The sequence below is a fragment of the Clostridium sp. CM037 genome (assembly GCF_055081095.1).
Genome location: NZ_CM143650.1, coordinates 3,787,490 through 3,803,875, shown reverse-complemented (window position 1 = coordinate 3,803,875; position 16,386 = coordinate 3,787,490). Strand labels below are relative to the sequence as shown.

The 16,386-nt window shown below is 31.3% G+C and carries 13 protein-coding genes; 12 read left to right on the top strand and 1 reads right to left on the bottom strand.

What is annotated here, in order from left to right:
• Window positions 1-289 precede the first annotated feature (289 nt).
• The 11 genes from ltrA (at window position 290) to pssA (ending at window position 13,859) form a co-directional block, all read left to right on the top strand.
• Window positions 290-1,699, top strand: coding sequence for a group II intron reverse transcriptase/maturase (ltrA, locus tag ACWJKP_RS18240; protein ID WP_224578726.1), 1,410 nt, complete (start codon window positions 290-292; stop codon window positions 1,697-1,699).
• A gap of 208 nt (window positions 1,700-1,907) precedes the next feature.
• Window positions 1,908-2,951, top strand: coding sequence for a [citrate (pro-3S)-lyase] ligase (gene citC / locus ACWJKP_RS18235; RefSeq protein WP_165413332.1), 1,044 nt, complete (start codon window positions 1,908-1,910; stop codon window positions 2,949-2,951).
• Between the two features lie 7 nt (window positions 2,952-2,958).
• On the top strand, window positions 2,959-3,468 hold the full coding sequence (gene citX / locus ACWJKP_RS18230; protein WP_224578728.1) for a citrate lyase holo-[acyl-carrier protein] synthase: 510 nt from the start codon (window positions 2,959-2,961) through the stop codon (window positions 3,466-3,468).
• Window positions 3,461-4,360, top strand: a complete 900-nt coding sequence (gene citG / locus ACWJKP_RS18225; protein ID WP_187351430.1) for a triphosphoribosyl-dephospho-CoA synthase CitG — start codon at window positions 3,461-3,463, stop codon at window positions 4,358-4,360. Before citX ends, citG begins: the two co-directional genes overlap by 8 nt.
• A 142-nt stretch (window positions 4,361-4,502) precedes the next feature.
• Window positions 4,503-5,741: an ATP-binding protein gene (locus tag ACWJKP_RS18220; protein ID WP_165413335.1), complete on the top strand. Its 1,239-nt coding sequence runs from the start codon at window positions 4,503-4,505 to the stop codon at window positions 5,739-5,741.
• A 2-nt stretch (window positions 5,742-5,743) separates the two neighbouring features.
• Entirely contained in the window at window positions 5,744-6,613 is an 870-nt protein-coding gene (locus tag ACWJKP_RS18215) for a response regulator (protein WP_165413336.1), read from the top strand.
• Between the two features lie 153 nt (window positions 6,614-6,766).
• Complete coding sequence (gene gltS / locus ACWJKP_RS18210) at window positions 6,767-7,975, top strand: sodium/glutamate symporter (protein WP_165413337.1); 1,209 nt, start codon at window positions 6,767-6,769, stop codon at window positions 7,973-7,975.
• Window positions 7,976-8,414: 439 nt separating this feature from the next.
• Window positions 8,415-9,623, top strand: a complete 1,209-nt coding sequence (gene gltS / locus ACWJKP_RS18205) for a sodium/glutamate symporter (RefSeq protein ID WP_165413338.1) — start codon at window positions 8,415-8,417, stop codon at window positions 9,621-9,623.
• Window positions 9,624-9,831: 208 nt separating this feature from the next.
• Window positions 9,832-11,544 carry a sigma-54 interaction domain-containing protein gene (locus tag ACWJKP_RS18200; protein ID WP_165413339.1) on the top strand — a complete coding sequence of 571 codons (1,713 nt, stop codon included), beginning with the start codon at window positions 9,832-9,834 and terminating at the stop codon, window positions 11,542-11,544.
• 391 nt (window positions 11,545-11,935) lie between these two features.
• Window positions 11,936-13,114 carry an acetyl-CoA C-acetyltransferase gene (locus tag ACWJKP_RS18195; RefSeq protein WP_165413340.1) on the top strand — a complete coding sequence of 393 codons (1,179 nt, stop codon included), beginning with the start codon at window positions 11,936-11,938 and terminating at the stop codon, window positions 13,112-13,114.
• Between the two features lie 226 nt (window positions 13,115-13,340).
• Window positions 13,341-13,859 carry a CDP-diacylglycerol--serine O-phosphatidyltransferase gene (gene pssA / locus ACWJKP_RS18190; protein ID WP_165413341.1) on the top strand — a complete coding sequence of 173 codons (519 nt, stop codon included), beginning with the start codon at window positions 13,341-13,343 and terminating at the stop codon, window positions 13,857-13,859.
• Between the two features lie 218 nt (window positions 13,860-14,077).
• On the opposite strand, the gene ACWJKP_RS18185 is transcribed toward pssA, so the two are convergent.
• Window positions 14,078-14,848, bottom strand: a complete 771-nt coding sequence (locus ACWJKP_RS18185) for a polysaccharide deacetylase family protein (RefSeq protein ID WP_165413342.1) — start codon at window positions 14,846-14,848, stop codon at window positions 14,078-14,080.
• A gap of 319 nt (window positions 14,849-15,167) precedes the next feature.
• Between ACWJKP_RS18185 and hydF the strand changes: the two genes are divergently transcribed.
• A complete protein-coding gene (hydF, locus tag ACWJKP_RS18180) occupies window positions 15,168-16,370 on the top strand; it encodes a [FeFe] hydrogenase H-cluster maturation GTPase HydF (RefSeq protein ID WP_165413343.1) in 1,203 nt (400 codons plus the stop codon).
• Window positions 16,371-16,386 lie beyond the last annotated feature (16 nt).

Genomic DNA, 16,386 nt, shown 5'->3' with positions numbered 1-16,386 from the left:
TGGTCTGACGAACAGAAACTACATATAAGGCATATGCTTGTGGGTAAGTTTGCAATACAAAATGAAGCCCAAAACTATTCGAAACAGGCGATGTAAATGTAGCAGATAGATGGAGTGAAAGATTGCGTTCTTACCCGGGGAGATCTGATAGGTAAGTTGTGGATATGAATTTAGAAATAACAAACTATACAGTGATGTATGGCTGAACTATCAGAAGTCAGCAGACGTCATAGTACCATGCTAAACGCGTTAGCGTGGGAAGGACTGAACAATAGGAGGTTTTGAAATTTTGAAAGATACGAAGAAATATGATGAAAGCAGACAACTTCATAAAGAAGGCTCTCTACGAGAGAATAAAGTGGAACTTAAAGGTAACGTAGAAGTGCATAGTATTTCTCCTATGTCAGAAGAAGGAAGAAACGATGTGAATAGATACGGTAATGATTTACTCGAACAAGTATCGTCGAGAGATAATATGAATAAAGCATATAAAAGAGTAAAAGCAAATAAAGGAAGTCATGGTATTGATGGGTTGACGGTAGATGAACTTCTACAACACCTAAAAGAGCATGGACAAGAATTAAGGCAATCATTACTGGAAAACAGATATAGACCTCAAGCAGTAAGAAGGGTGGAAATACCCAAACCTGATGGGGGAATAAGACTACTTGGAATACCTACTGTAGTAGATAGAGTTGTTCAACAAGCAATCTCACAAGTTCTAATACCAATATATGAAAACAAATTTTCAGATAATAGCTATGGTTTTAGACCTTTAAGAAGTGCAAAGCAAGCTGTTGAAAAATGTAGGGGATATATTAATGCTGGACATACATGGACAGTAAATATAGACCTTTCTAAATACTTTGATACGATAAATCACGATAAATTAATAAGGATACTATCGGAAGATATTAAAGATAGTAGAGTAATCTCTCTGATACGAAAGTATCTACAAAGTGGAGTGATGATAAATGGGGTATTTATGAATACTGAAGAAGGAGCACCTCAAGGTGGACCCTTGTCCCCATTATTGAGTAACGTAATGTTACATGAACTTGATGTAGAACTAACAAAGCGAGGACTAAACTTTTGTAGGTATGCTGATGATGCTAATATATATGTTAAAAGTGAGAAATCAGCAAATAGAGTAATGAAGAGTATTACAAGATTTATTGAGGAAAAATTAAAGCTTAAAGTGAATAAAGAAAAGAGTACAGTAGATAGATCTTGGAAACTTAAATTTTTAGGATTTTCGTTTTACCGAGCAAAAGGTGAATACAGAATGAGAGTTCCTCAAAAACCTATAAGTAAATTCAAAGCAAAGCTAAAGGAATTAACTTCAAGAAGTAATGCGATGAGCATGGAATATAGATTTATGAAACTTAAGCAAGTGATAGTTGGATGGGTAAATTATTTTGCTATCGCAGATATTAAAAGCATTCTCAAAACACTTGATGAATGGTTAAGGCGAAGGATTAGAATGTGTTTTTGGAAACAATGGAAAAAGATTAAAACCAAATATAAAAACCTTGTTAAATTAGGCTTGAACAAGAATAAAGCCTGGCAATATACAAACACAAGGAAGAGCTATTGGAGAACATCCAATAGCCCTATATTAAACAAAACATTGACCAATAAATACCTTAAAAATATAGGATTAGTTTCTATATCTGAGACATATTTATTAAAACATTAATTCTTATTGAACCGCCGTGTACCGAACGGTATGTACGGTGGTGTGAGAGGTCGCTAAATAAACTAATTATTTAGCTCCTACTCGATTATATTAAATGGTGAAATGGTAAAACTATATATATTGGATTTTATTGCGCAATAAAGATATAATAGAGTGTAGCAATAATAGGTCTTAGGGTGTGCCAGAAGCTTTCATAAGGAGGATTTCTATGTATGGATTTAACGCTGAAAAAATTAATCTAAAGGATGAAGATGAGGTAAAGAAAGTAAAAGATTTTTTGCAAACATTTGAGCTACTACTGGATGATAATGTGGATTATACCATTGTTATTAGAAAAAATGAAGAGATTAAAGCAACTTGCTCTAAGTCAAAAAACGTGTTTAAATGTTTTGCAGTTTCAGATGATTTAAGAGGAGAAGGGGTATCCGCTATATTGATGGGAGCATTATCGGATAAGCTTTTTGAAGAAGGAATTTATCATAGTTTTATATTTACTAAGGTAGAAAACACAGATATATTTACGTCACTTGGGTACAAACTTATACATAAAATAGAAAATGTAGCTCTACTTGAAAGTGGAATATATGATATAAAAAAGTATTTAAATGATATGAAAAAGGAATACGATATAGATGCAAATACTCGCAAGTCAGCAATCGTTATGAATTGTAATCCTTTCACATTAGGACATAAGTATTTAATAGAAGAGGCTGCGAGGCAAAGCACAGAAGTCCTGGTATTTATAGTTGAAGAAGATAAATCTTCATTCCCATTTATCTATAGATATGCTATGGTTAAAGAAGGTGTTTCCCATTTACATAATGTACGGGTGATTAAAGGGGGAGAATATATTATTTCGGAGGCTACTTTTCCATCCTATTTTTTAAGAAAAGAAGATGTAATACTAAAGGCATATACAACACTCGATGCATCGATTTTTGGAAGATATTTTTGTGAAACTTTAAATATAACTAAGAGATATATAGGAGAAGAGCCTTATTGCATCGTTACAAATTCTTATAATGAGGCTTTAAAGGAAATACTACCCACCTATGGGGTAGAAGTTGTAGAGGTAAAAAGAAAAGCTCTTATGGGAGACATTATCAGTGCTTCAAAGGTTAGAAAATTAATTAAGGAAGACCAAATAAGCCATATTGAACATATTGTACCTAGTTCAACGTGGGAATTTTTAAATACTTTGGTAGGGAAGGAGATAATGCGGAAAATAAGGCTCAGCGATTCTCCGCATTAATTACGATATGTATACAGCAGAAGATATATTGCTAGCAAGAGAAAAAAGAATTGAATATCAAGAAGAACTAGTGAAGAGATACAAAATGCCAATATTGGTTGTTAGGGTTAACTATCCAGGCATAAACAAGGATAATCATTACTCACAAGAAATAACTGTGATAATGGATCAAATAATTTGTAAAATACTTTCTGATTCTATTAATTATAAAAAAATAGTTACAACTGCAGAAGGTCCCATTGTGATTATGTGCATAAATAAGAAAGCAAGGGACATTAAATCGATGACACTTAATTTAGAAGATAATCACATTTTAGGAAGATGTGTAGACTTAGATGTATATGATGAAAAAGGTAGAAGTATTAGTAGAAGGGATTTCGGGTTAGATATGAGAAAATGCTATATCTGTGAAGACGTAGCTCATAATTGTGTAAGAAGCAAAAAACACAACAAAGAAGAAGTTGAGGGATTTATTAAAAGTAGATTTGCAGAATATGGGGAGAAATTTTATGAATAATAAATATTTAATATCCCATGAAGCGTTTGTTATAGCAGGGTACGCAATTGAAGCAATGCTATGTGAAGTGGCGGCATATCCGTCACCTGGGTTAGTGTCATCTATATCAAAAGGGGCCCATATAGATATGGATCACTATTCTTTTATTAAAAGCACCTCGGCTCTAAGTAAGTATATGGTATTGTTTGCGCAGGAAGGATATTCAAAGAGAACTCCCAATGAAATATTTAAGGCTATTCGAAATATAGGAATAGAAGCCGAAAAAGAGATGTTTAAGGCTACCGAGGGTGTAAACACTCATAAAGGTATGATTTTTCTCTTAGGTATAAGTTGTGCAGCCGTGACCAAAGTGATGTATGATAAGAAAAGTTTTGGGGAAATTCAAAATATAATAAAGCAAATGACTAGAGGGATTGTTCAGGATGAATTATTTTATATGAATAAAGATAAAGCCACAAGCTATGGAGAAAAATTATTTTTAAAATATCATGTAGAAGGAATAAGGGGGCAAGTAGAGAGGGGTATACCACTAGTATTTGATTATTCGCTTGGAGTATATAAGGAAAATAAGGCTCAAAAATTAAATAATAGATTAATACATACTCTCATATCCATTATGCAACATTGTGAGGATTCGAATGTTCTTCACAGACATTCGATGGATACGTTAAAAGAAGTAAAGAAAAAGGCAATTCATATAATTTCTTTAGGCGGAATGGCTACAGAAAGTGGTAAAACGGCAGTAGAAGAACTGGACAAAGAATTTATAAAAAGCAACATAAGTCCGGGAGGATCAGCAGACTTGCTAGCCGTAACTGTATTCTTTAATTCTGTAGAGGAATATTTGAGTACTTTAACGACATTTCAGAAGGAAAGTCTCCCTCTTCTATAATAGGGGGTTATATACTATAATAAAGAGAAAACTTCAGTGGAGACTAAATCTCCTTATGAAGTCGTTAATATTACAGCTTCGCAGAAGATGATTTAACGGAATATCGTAATCGGTTATAATAGTTACCTGTTTGGAGGGATATATGCTAAAGACAAAGAAATATATCGTCATATCATTAATTGTATCTCTATTCGCAGAAATATATTTTTACCCATTAGAAAGTCAACTGAAATTTTCAGTAGGGGTAATTATTTTCAACTTAAGCATACTTATAATGGACGATATGTCAGAAGTGAAAATGGCGTTTTTATGTGGCTTAATAATATTCGTAATGAGGAATATTTTTGGAATAGTATTATCACAGTATGGAATTATAGATATAATAGCTTCTAATTTTCCTTCGCTAGTATATTATTTAATCTATGGTGCTTTTATTAAGCTTACTAAAGTTAGAAAATATAAAGACCGTATAGTTAATACAATTTTATTATTAACATTAATAGATTCGATAAGTAACATATTTGAAGCTATGATGCGAAATGGCATTAATTTATATATTATAAGAATCATATTTTTGGCAGGATTTATTAGGGCGGTTTTATCTTACCTTGTTTACCTCACTTATAATAAACAAAAATTATTTATCATAAATAGTGAACATCAGAAGAGATATACAGAGCTCAATTTATTAATTTCGAATATACATGCAGAAATGTTTTATTTAAAGAAGTCTATGAAAGATATTGAAAAGGTGATGTCAAAAAGCTATTGTTTATATGAGACTTACAAGTATAATGATGATTTAAGAGAAAAAACGTTGGACATCGCAAGAGAGGTACATGAAATAAAAAAAGATCATTATAGAATTTTAAAAGGATTTGAATCACTTATAGATAATTTTGAAAATCAAGATGAAATGACACTCTCAAGTATTTTTACTATTATTAATGATAATACAAGCAGATATATAAAAGAAGGCAATAAAGAAATAATAATAGCATTCCAGTTTAAAAATGATTTTACTATTAGGGCTTATTATAATTTATTTATTATTCTTAATAATTTAATAATTAACAGTATAGATGACTGTGAAAATGGAGGGTTCATTAAAATATCTGAAAAAGAAGATGAAGGTAATATATATTTTGAAGTAACTGATACAGGGAATGGAATTGATGAAGAGATTCTTCCTTATATTTTTAATCCAGGGTTTACTACAAAGTATGATAATATAACAGGAAAAGCATCTACGGGTATCGGACTTTCACATGTGAAAAATATTATTGAAGACTTAGGAGGAGATATAGAGGTAAAATCAGATAGAGTGACGGGTACTACATTTATATTGAAAATACCTAAGAACTCATTGAATGGAGGATAACTGTGGGAAAAAGTTTTTTGATTATTGATGACGATGTTAATATTAGAAAAATGCTAGGCCTTTTAATAAAGAAAAATAACCTTGGAAAAGTTATTTGTGAAATAGATAGTGGTGAAGATGCTGCGCAAGACATTATATTCTATAGCCCGGATATAGTGCTTATTGATTTTTTGTTACCTACAATGGATGGAATTGAAATAATTAAGGATGCTAAGAAGAAAGGGTATAATGGTAAGTTTATTATGATATCTCAAGTTGAGGATGAGTTATTGGTATCAAAAGCCTATGAAAATGGAATAATTTTTTTTATAAGTAAACCTATAAACAGTATAGAAGTTACTAATGTTATAAGAGGGATATGTCATAATATTGAGCTTGAAAATTCGTTAGCACTTATAAAAAGTGCAGTATCAAGCTTAAATAATGATAAAAGTATAACAAAGGAATTATTTTTGGATGATCAAATAACTAATATTTTTGCCGATATAGGTATTACAGGTGCTGTAGGGAGTAATGAGCTAATAAAAATTATACATAAAATAATAGATTTTAAAAAAAGGAATCCATCATCTACATATCAGCTACAAAAAATATACAGTGAAATCGCACAGGAGGAATATGGAGATGTAAACATAAATAAAAAGGCATTAGAACAGAGGATTAGGAGAACTATTCAAAAGGCCTTAAAAACTATAGCAGAGATCGGTTGTGATGATTATAGTAGTAGTATTTTTATGGAATATAGCACATTATTATTTGACTTCAAGCAAGTAAGGCAGGAAATGAGACATATAAACAATAATACAAATGAGCCCGGCAAAATAAATACAAAAAAATTTATTGAAAGCATTATTACCAAATTAAGCTCATAGTATTCAAAACATAGTCCTATAGATAACAAAAAAATACTAATAATATAAAAAGTTAATTTATTTGTGCAAGAGTTCGTAGTTTTGTGTAGTTATTTGTATAATTTGCTTATAATATATAGTATATAACAAAAACATTATCAGGAGGTACAAGAAATGAATTTTAAATTAGATATGATTCAAGCAGTCGCAGTGGCAGTTATCGTTCTATTTACAGGACAAAAAATTAAAAACAAGTTGACTTTTTTAGAAAAGTATTGCATACCAGCACCAGTAATCGGAGGATTGATTTTTGCAATAATCACATTGCTACTAAAAGTAAGTAATATATTGGTTTTTGATATGGATATAACGCTACAAAAATTATTTATGACAGCGTTCTTTACAACTATCGGGTTTACTGCAAGTCTTAAATTACTAAAAAAAGGTGGAAAAGGAGTTTTTATTTTTTTAGGATTATCCGTCGTAATTGTAGTTCTTCAAGATATTACAGGAGTTGCACTTGCTAAGATGTTTGGTCTAAATCCACTTATAGGTCTTTCAACGGCATCAGTACCTATGGTAGGTGGACATGGAACTGCAGGTGCCTTTGGTCCAATATTTGAAAAAGCAGGTGCAGTAGGTGCTACCACGGTAGCAATGGCATCAGCAACCTTTGGCTTAATTATGGGCAGCGTTATTGGAGGGCCTATAGGGAAAAAATTAATTGAAAAAAATAATCTTTCATATCCTATGAAAACGGTTAATTCAAAGGTGCATGAAGAGGCAGCAACAACCAAAGAAGACACTGTAAAACATCTAATTCCCGAGAAGTTTATGGGAGCTGTATCTCAGATTTTATTAGCTATGGGGCTAGGTACAATTATATCAACACTTCTAGAAAAAACAGGGATAACTTTTCCACCATACATTGGTGCTATGTTTGCAGCTGCAATTCTTAGAAATATATCTGATTCTACAAATGCATATAGAATCCATATAGATGAAATCGATGTCATAGGGGGTATTTCATTATCTTTATTCTTATCTATGGCGTTAATGGGATTGAAATTATGGCAATTAGCAGATTTGGCTTTACCTCTAATAGTAATGTTATTTGCTCAGACCATTTTAATGGGGTTATTTGTATATTTCATAACGTTTAATGTTATGGGAAGAGATTATGATGCAGCGGTAATGGCCTCTGGTAATTGTGGATTTGGTATGGGCGCTACACCAAATGCAATGGCAAACATGGGGGCTATGACAGCAAAATATGGGATTGCTCCAAGAGCGTTTTTTATAGTTCCGTTAGTTGGAAGTTTATTTATAGATTTTTGTAACGCTGGAGTAATTACAATGTTTATGAACTTTTTTTGTAAATAATAAGGATTCTAAATGCTTTTAGTAACTAGGGTTATTTGCTTGAGCATTCCTAAGATAATAGTAAAAAATAGCGAGAAAAAATCTCGCTATTTTTTTATTGCATTATAAGAGCATAACAGAGACTTATGAAACATAAGATTACATATAGTGGAAGTGTTTTTATGGGATAATTTATATGTAAAAAAACAATTGGTGTACAAGCATATACACTAGATATTTTAACACTGTCACATACATCAAAAGGATTTTATAGGACATACTACATTATTATAGACATAATTATTTAATGCATATTGCTTGGTTAAGAAAAAACATAAAAGTCTGAAAATTTAATTTTTAAAAAGAAGTATTTTGTAGTATTGTGTTTTTATCTGTATAAGCTTATTATAATTATCATATATACTATAATATAATATGATATAATACAAGGAGGATAAAAATGGTTATAAAATTAGACATGATTCAAGCAGTAGCATTAGCAGTTATCGTTTTATTTATAGGACAAAAAACCAAAAACAAGTTAACATTTTTAGATAAGTATTGTATTCCAGCACCGGTTATTGGTGGATTACTTTTTGTATTTCTTACTTTAATACTAAAAGTAACTAACATATTGACTTTTGATATGGATATAACGCTTCAAGCAGTATTTATGACGGCATTCTTTACAACCATTGGGTTTACAGCAAGTCTTCAATTATTAAAAAAGGGTGGAAAACAAGTTTTAATCTTTTTAGCAATAACTGCAGTACTTATAATTCTTCAAGATATTACAGGGGTTACACTTGCTAAGATATTTGGATTAAGTCCAATTATAGGTCTTTGTACTGGTTCTGTCCCTATGGTAGGTGGACATGGAACATCAGCTGCTTTTGGTCCATTATTTGAAGCAAAAGGTATAGCAGGTGCCACAACAGTAGCATTGGCATCAGCAACCTTTGGACTAGTTATGGGCAGTATGATTGGAGGACCTATAGGTAAAAAATTACTTGAAAAAAATAATCTTTCATATCCTATGAAAACGGTTAATTCAAAAAACTCTAAAGATGCAACAGTATCCAATGAAGACACTAAAAAACCAATGATACCTGACAATTTTATGAGTGCCGCATCTCAGATTTTGTTAGCTATGGGAATAGGTACAATTATATCTGCTCTTTTTGAAAAAACAGGATTTGCTTTTCCAGGATATATAGGTGGTATGTTGGCGGCCGCAGTTTTAAGAAATATAGCGGATGCTACAAAGTCTTATAAGGTGCATTTAGATGAAATTGATGTTATAGGAGGCATTTCATTATCTTTATTCTTATCTATGGCATTAATGGGATTAAAGCTATGGGAATTAGCAGATTTAGCTTTACCTCTAGTAATAATGTTATTTGCTCAGACAGTTCTAATGGCGTTATTTGCATATTTCGTAACCTTTAAGGTTATGGGAAGAGATTATGACGCAGCGGTAATGGCTTGTGGACAGTGTGGATTTGGTATGGGAGCTACACCAAATGCAATGGCGAACATGGAAGCTATGACATTAAAATATGGTCATGCTGAACGTGCATTCTTTGTTGTACCATTAGTGGGAGGTTTATTTGTAGATTTTGTTAACGTTGGAATCATTACGACATTTATGAATTTCTTTATTAAATAATAAACACTTTTAATCTTACAAATTCTATACTTTAACGACATTTCAGAAGAAAAGTATGTATTACTTAAAATACATGCTTTTTTTAGTAAGTTAAAAATTAAGCTAATAATCATAAATAGAGAGAAAAAATCTCGCTATTTTAATTATATCTTGATAAAAAAAACTATGGACTTTATAATTGTGTTATAAGCTTAAGGGAAGGTGACAAATGGGTACAATTAATGATTATTATAACCAGGTTATATGCACTATTAATGAAGGTGTTATTGTTATAGATAAGAAAGGCATCATAAAAATCATTAATAATGCTGCTGAAAAAATGTTGAAGGTTAATGCAGAAAGTAGCATAGGGAAACATATTTTAAAAATATTTCCTTATGGTGAATTATTAAGTATAATTGAAAATAGAGAAGAACAATTAAATATAAAAGAGGGTAAATTTATTATAACCCGTAAAGTAATAACCCAAAATGGCGAAGTCATAGGTGCACTCCAAATATTTAGTAAAAAAACGGAAAATAAGATATTAATGAATTCACAAAGAAATGGAAGAATAGACGAAAATATTTTGAATACAATTTTTAATGCTGTAAAAGAATGTGTAGTTGTAGTAGATCAAAATGGAATAATAACTATGATGAGCGATGAATATAAAGAATTTATTAATTGCGAAAATCCAGAGGGAAAACATGTAACTGATGTTATAGAAAATACAAAATTACATATAATAGCGAAGACTGGTAAACAAGAGTTTGGAGAAATTCAAGAAACTAATGGCCATAAGATAATTTCTATAAGAGTTCCTATAAAGAAAGATGGTAAAATTGTAGGGGCCATTGGGAAAATAATGTTTAAAGATTTAGACAATTTTAAAATATTAAGTAATAAGATAAACAATTCACAAAAAGATGCTGAATATTGTAAAAATGAATTAAGCACAGATCAAAAAGCAATATATACTTTTGAAAACATTATAGGCAATAGTGTTAAAAGCCGCGAGGTAATGAAACTCGCCAGAAGAGTAGCTAAGATAGATTCAAACGTTTTAATTACTGGTGAAAGTGGAACGGGTAAAGAACTCTTCGCGCACTCCATTCATAATGCTAGTAGAAGATGCCAAAAGCCTTTTATAAAAATTAATTGTGGAGCTATTCCAGCACAGCTTTTTGAGTCGGAAATGTTTGGTTATGAAGAAGGCGCTTTTACTGGTGCTAAAAGATCAGGTAAGAAAGGTAAGTTTGAACATGCAAATGGCGGGACAGTCTTATTAGATGAAATTGGTGATATGCCTATGAATATGCAAGTTAAACTCCTAAGAGTTATTCAAGAAAAAGAATTAGTGAGGGTTGGCGGGAATGATGCTATCAAAGTTGACATAAGAATTATTGCGTCAACTAATAAGTCATTAGAACAGTTAATAAAAGATGGAAAGTTTAGAGAAGATTTGTATTATAGGTTGGATGTTATGCATTTAAAATTACCCTCATTAAGAGAAAGAGTAGAAGACATTGATGAATTGTCTAATGCATTAAGGGTAAAAATATGTAAAAAATATAATATCTACTCGGAGGGCATTTCAAGGGAGGCTATTGATTGTTTGAAATCTTATAACTGGCCGGGCAATATAAGACAACTTGAAAATGTAATAGAAAGAGCTATAAACCTGCTTGATACAGATATTTCTATAATGCCAAGCCATTTGCCAGAGAAGATAATTAATGGTAAAGTGAAAAAATATTCATTAGAAAATAATTATTTAAAAGATGTTGTTGAAACTATTGAACAAGACCTTATCATGGAATGTATAAAAAAAACAGGGGGAAATAAAAAAGAAACTGCAAGAATATTGGGACTAAGTAGAGCTGGTTTGTATAAGAAATTAAACAGGTATAATTTAATGAAATCAGCCAATCTACAATAGTACACATGTAAACTGTGGTTACATGTGTTGTTTTTATATAAAAAATAGTTGTGGTGACATAAATGGAAATTATAAAAAAAACTATGTGCTTAAGTGTATCAATACGTTGAAAATACTTTTAGTGATTTTTTTAACAATTAGGTTATAATATTAACAAACTAAAAATGAGTAAGTGTATGGAATTATTACTGTAAACTAAGTTTACAGTCGTAGTTATAATTTGTTTTAAGAAATTGGCAGAGGTTGGTATAGTAAGCTTTGTAAGAGTTTGTACACTTGGCATGGAAATTGCTAGTAATATATACATATAGGAAAAAAACAAAAACATATAATAAATTCCTATTATGTGGTAATAATATACTAGAAAAATAAATAAATGGAGGGTTATAATATGAGAGAAGTAGTAATTGTAGGAGCAGCAAGAACAGCAATAGGATCTTTTGGTGGAGGATTATCAAAAGTATCGGCTGTAGAAATGGGAACTGTTGCAGCTAAAGAGGCTATAAAAAGAGCAGGAATTAAACCAGAACTTGTAGAAGAAGTTGTTGTTGGTAATGTAATACAAGCAGGACTTGGACAGAATGTTGCAAGACAAATATCAATACATGCAGGTATTCCAGATGAGGCTTCAGCACTTACAATAAATAAGGTTTGTGGATCAGGACTTAGAGCTGTAAGCATGGCAGCACAATTTATAATGTGTGGAGATGCGGAAGTAGTTTTAGCAGGTGGAACTGAAAGCATGAGCAACGCTCCATATGCACTACCAAACAATAGATGGGGTGCAAGAATGGGAGACGGAAAAGTAGTTGATACTATGATTAAAGACGCTCTATGGGATGCGTTTAATGACTATCATATGGGAGTTACAGCAGAAAATATAGCAGAAAAGTGGAACATAACTAGAGAAGATCAAGATCAATTTGCTTTGAAAAGTCAATTAAAAGCTGAAAAAGCTATAAAAGAAGGTAAATTCAAAGACGAAATCGTTCCAGTGGTAATCCCTCAAAGAAAGGGTGACCCAATAACATTTGATACAGATGAATTCCCGAAATTTGGTTCAACTATAGAAAAATTAAGAAAATTAAAACCAGCATTTAAAAAAGACGGTACTGTAACAGCAGCTAATGCATCAGGAATAAATGACGGTGCAGTTATGTTTGTAGTAATGTCAAGGGCTAAAGCAGATCAATTAGGACTTAAACCTCTAGTTACAATAAAATCTTATGCATCAGGTGGAGTAGATCCGAAAATAATGGGATATGGTCCAGTTCCAGCAAGTAAAAAAGCATTACAAAAAGCAGGAATGACCGTAGCTGATTTAGATCTAATAGAAGCTAACGAAGCTTTTGCATCTCAATCATTAGCTGTAGCTAAAGATTTAGGCTTAAATCCAGAAATAGTAAATGTTAATGGTGGGGCTATAGCACTTGGACATCCAGTAGGAGCTTCAGGTGGAAGAATACTTATTACATTAATATATGAAATGATAAAAAGAGATTCTAAAACAGGACTTGCTACATTATGTATAGGTGGCGGTCAAGGAACTGCGATTATCGTTCAAAGATAATAGCAAAAAAGGATCAGCAAAAAAATGCTGGTCCTTTTTTAGTTGATAGAAAATAAAGTAATTATTAATTAATATTCAGAATATTAATTAAGTAAGGATTTAATTTAAAATTTTGATATAAATGAAGATTAAGTAAAATTTAAGAAGCTTTTAATAATAATGTTATATAATACTAAAGAATAACTGCTAATAATATGGTATAATTATAAGGATAGGAGTGATATAGATGGTTAAAATAAAAAACGCTGTGCCAAACATGTTCACCTTAAGCAATATGTCTTGTGGAATTTTATCTATACTTATGAGTTTTGACGGAAATTATAAATTAGCAGCGGTATTTATTCTTTTAGCAGGAATATTTGATAGATATGATGGTAAAATAGCTAGGTTTTTAAATGTGGATAACGATTTAGGTAAAGAACTAGATTCATTATGCGATTTAGTATCTTTTGGTTTGGCACCTTCAATATTAATATTTAATATTTATAATTTCGCAGGGCTTGGGTCAATTGGGTATTTAATGGTTTTAATTTTCCCAGTAGCAGGCGCATATAGGTTAGCGAAATATAATATTACGGATTTTGATGGGGTTTTTTCAGGAATTCCTATTACTGTTACAGGCACATTTTTAGCACTGTATGCTTTATTTATGTTTAACAAAGCTTCAAATTTAGGGTCGACTATGATTTTAATGGTTATATTATCTTATTTAATGGTAAGCAAATTAAAATTTAAAAAACAATAGTTAAACAATTATAATGAAAAAAAATTTATAACGCAATTATAGTAAAAACCTCACTTTATAGTGAGGTTTTTTTAACGACATTTCAGAAGGTGAGTTTCCTACGCATATAATTGGGGGCACATATTATAGCAAAAATAAAATTTCAGTGGGAATATAAATCACCTTCTGGAGTCGTCAATTTATCTTCTTCGAAGATGTGCAGCTCCGCAGGAGATGATTTAATCTCTAAATTTATAATAATATTCAGGGGTATCTTCAGTAATAACCTTAAATTCATAACCTGAATCTAGATAGTATTTTATGATTTCAGGTAGAGCTTTTACAGTGTTTTTATTATTAAAATTGCAGTGCATAAGGAGTATGGCTACATTTTTATTTCCTTTAATTATTTTTGAATTTTTAATAAGTTGTGAGACACTTAAATTAGGGTTTATACCATCAGATAAATTAACATTCCAATCATATACTTTAAAATTGTTTTTATGAAGTTTCTCTAAATTAGAAGCATTTAAGCGTTTAGCGCTACCGCCAGGAAATCTAATAACCTTAGGAGCAAAGCCAGTGACTTCTTCAATTTTGTTGGAATCTTTTTTCATTTCATAAATAAACTCATCTGTACTTCTATATATTTTTTTAAAATTATGACTGTATGTGTGAAGACCTATACCATGACCCTCATTATATATTCTCTTAAGAATTGATTCCTTTCCTTCAATTTCTTTTCCTACTATAAAAAAAGTAGCTTTTACATTTTGTTTTTTTAATACATCTAATAAAGCATCGGTAACAACGTATGTAGGACCATCATCAAAAGTTAAATAAACAAATTTTGAAGTTTCAATATCGCCAGCAGATTTTAATGACGGACTACATGGTATAAATGCCTGGCTGTTTTTCTGTATATTGGATATATGTGGACTGTTAGATAATAAGAAACAAATAATAGTGGTAGCAAAAACAAGGAAAATACTTTTTTTTCTAAAACTCATATTATCACACACCTTTAATTTTGTCGTAATTAGTATACCCAAAGAAAAATGTATTAAAGCAGTATATTTTTATATGTAAAATTTTTATGTAACGTGTAATAGGGATTTATAGATAGTTAGTATATCATCACCACAGGTGATGATAATTATGTTAAAGTAGGGCAAGAACATATCTGATGAATTGTTGACATTCAATACTCAAATTTTGTATAATTATGTTGTTTGATAAAGTTGGAATCTTCTAATTTGTATGGAAAAATAAATTGATAAAATTTTTAAATTATAAATTTGAACATAAAAGATAAGAGGAGGATATACTATGCAACAAACGCCGAATGCTAATAGGCTTCATATAGCTATATTTGGAAAAAGAAATGTAGGGAAATCAAGTTTGATTAATGCAATTACGTCGCAGGATATTGCATTAGTATCTGATTTAGCAGGAACCACAACAGACCCAGTTTATAAGGCAATGGAGCTACTTCCAATAGGTCCTGTTGTTATTATAGATACTGCGGGGTTTGATGACGAAGGCGTAATCGGAGAACTTAGAATAAAGAAAACTAAAGAAGTTATGGACAAAACTGATCTAGCACTTTTGGTTATTGACGGTAATGAGGAAGATTTATTATTTGAGAAAACATGGTATGAAGATTTAAAAAAAAGAAAAATACCTGTAGTTGGAGTCATCAATAAAGTAGACAAAAATGAAGTATCACTCAAGGATATTCAAAAGGTAATAGATCTAACTTTTGTTAATGTTAGCGCTAAAGATAAGACCAATATTGATGGGTTAAAAAAAGTAATTATGGCTAATGCGCCAGAGGATTTTGAAAAATGCACGATTGTCGGTGACATAGTAAATCCGAAGGCAAGAGTAATAGTTGTAGCACCACAAGATATCCAAGCACCAAAGGGGAGACTAATACTACCACAGGTTCAAGTAATAAGAGATCTTCTTGATAATGATGTTATGGCACTAGTGGTAAAGGATAGTGAACTAGAGGACATTTTAGCCGCGCTAAAGGACAAACCAGATTTGGTGATTACGGATTCGCAGGTATTTAAAAAAGTCAATTCTATAGTACCAAAAGATGTACCACTTACTTCCTTTTCTATACTTATGGCTAGGTATAAAGGAGATTTACGCACCTTAGTTAAAGGGGCAAAAGCTATAGATACATTGAAACCAGGAGATAAGGTACTTATAGCAGAAGCTTGCACCCATCATCCACTTGTTGGAGATATAGGGCGAGAAAAACTGCCTATATGGCTTGGGGAAAGGGTAGGTGGAAAGCTAGATATAACGATTTGCGCCGGCAGCAGTTTTCCAGATGATTTAAGCGGATATAAGCTAATAGTTCATTGTGGAGCCTGTATGGTTAATAGGCAGCAATTCATGTCAAGGATTAAGAAGGCTAATATAGAGGAACTACCTATTACCAATTTCGGTATAGCTATAGCACATATAAATGGTATATTGGATAGAGTACTTAGTGCGTTTGAAGAAGATTCTTTTTAAAGAAAGTTTTTTGAAA

What these genes read in the sequence shown, in the direction of transcription:
- ACWJKP_RS18220 (WP_165413335.1), top strand. Translation starts at nt 4,503, where the DNA reads ATGCTAAAGACAAAGAAATATATCGTCATATCATTAATTGTATCTCTA.
- ACWJKP_RS18185 (WP_165413342.1), bottom strand. Translation starts at nt 14,848, where the DNA reads ATGAGTTTTAGAAAAAAAAGTATTTTCCTTGTTTTTGCTACCACTATT.
- ACWJKP_RS18195 (WP_165413340.1), top strand. Translation starts at nt 11,936, where the DNA reads ATGAGAGAAGTAGTAATTGTAGGAGCAGCAAGAACAGCAATAGGATCT.
- gltS (WP_165413338.1), top strand. Translation starts at nt 8,415, where the DNA reads ATGGTTATAAAATTAGACATGATTCAAGCAGTAGCATTAGCAGTTATC.
- citG (WP_187351430.1), top strand. Translation starts at nt 3,461, where the DNA reads ATGAATAATAAATATTTAATATCCCATGAAGCGTTTGTTATAGCAGGG.
- citX (WP_224578728.1), top strand. Translation starts at nt 2,959, where the DNA reads ATGTATACAGCAGAAGATATATTGCTAGCAAGAGAAAAAAGAATTGAA.
- ACWJKP_RS18200 (WP_165413339.1), top strand. Translation starts at nt 9,832, where the DNA reads ATGGGTACAATTAATGATTATTATAACCAGGTTATATGCACTATTAAT.
- citC (WP_165413332.1), top strand. Translation starts at nt 1,908, where the DNA reads ATGTATGGATTTAACGCTGAAAAAATTAATCTAAAGGATGAAGATGAG.
- hydF (WP_165413343.1), top strand. Translation starts at nt 15,168, where the DNA reads ATGCAACAAACGCCGAATGCTAATAGGCTTCATATAGCTATATTTGGA.
- pssA (WP_165413341.1), top strand. Translation starts at nt 13,341, where the DNA reads ATGGTTAAAATAAAAAACGCTGTGCCAAACATGTTCACCTTAAGCAAT.
- gltS (WP_165413337.1), top strand. Translation starts at nt 6,767, where the DNA reads ATGAATTTTAAATTAGATATGATTCAAGCAGTCGCAGTGGCAGTTATC.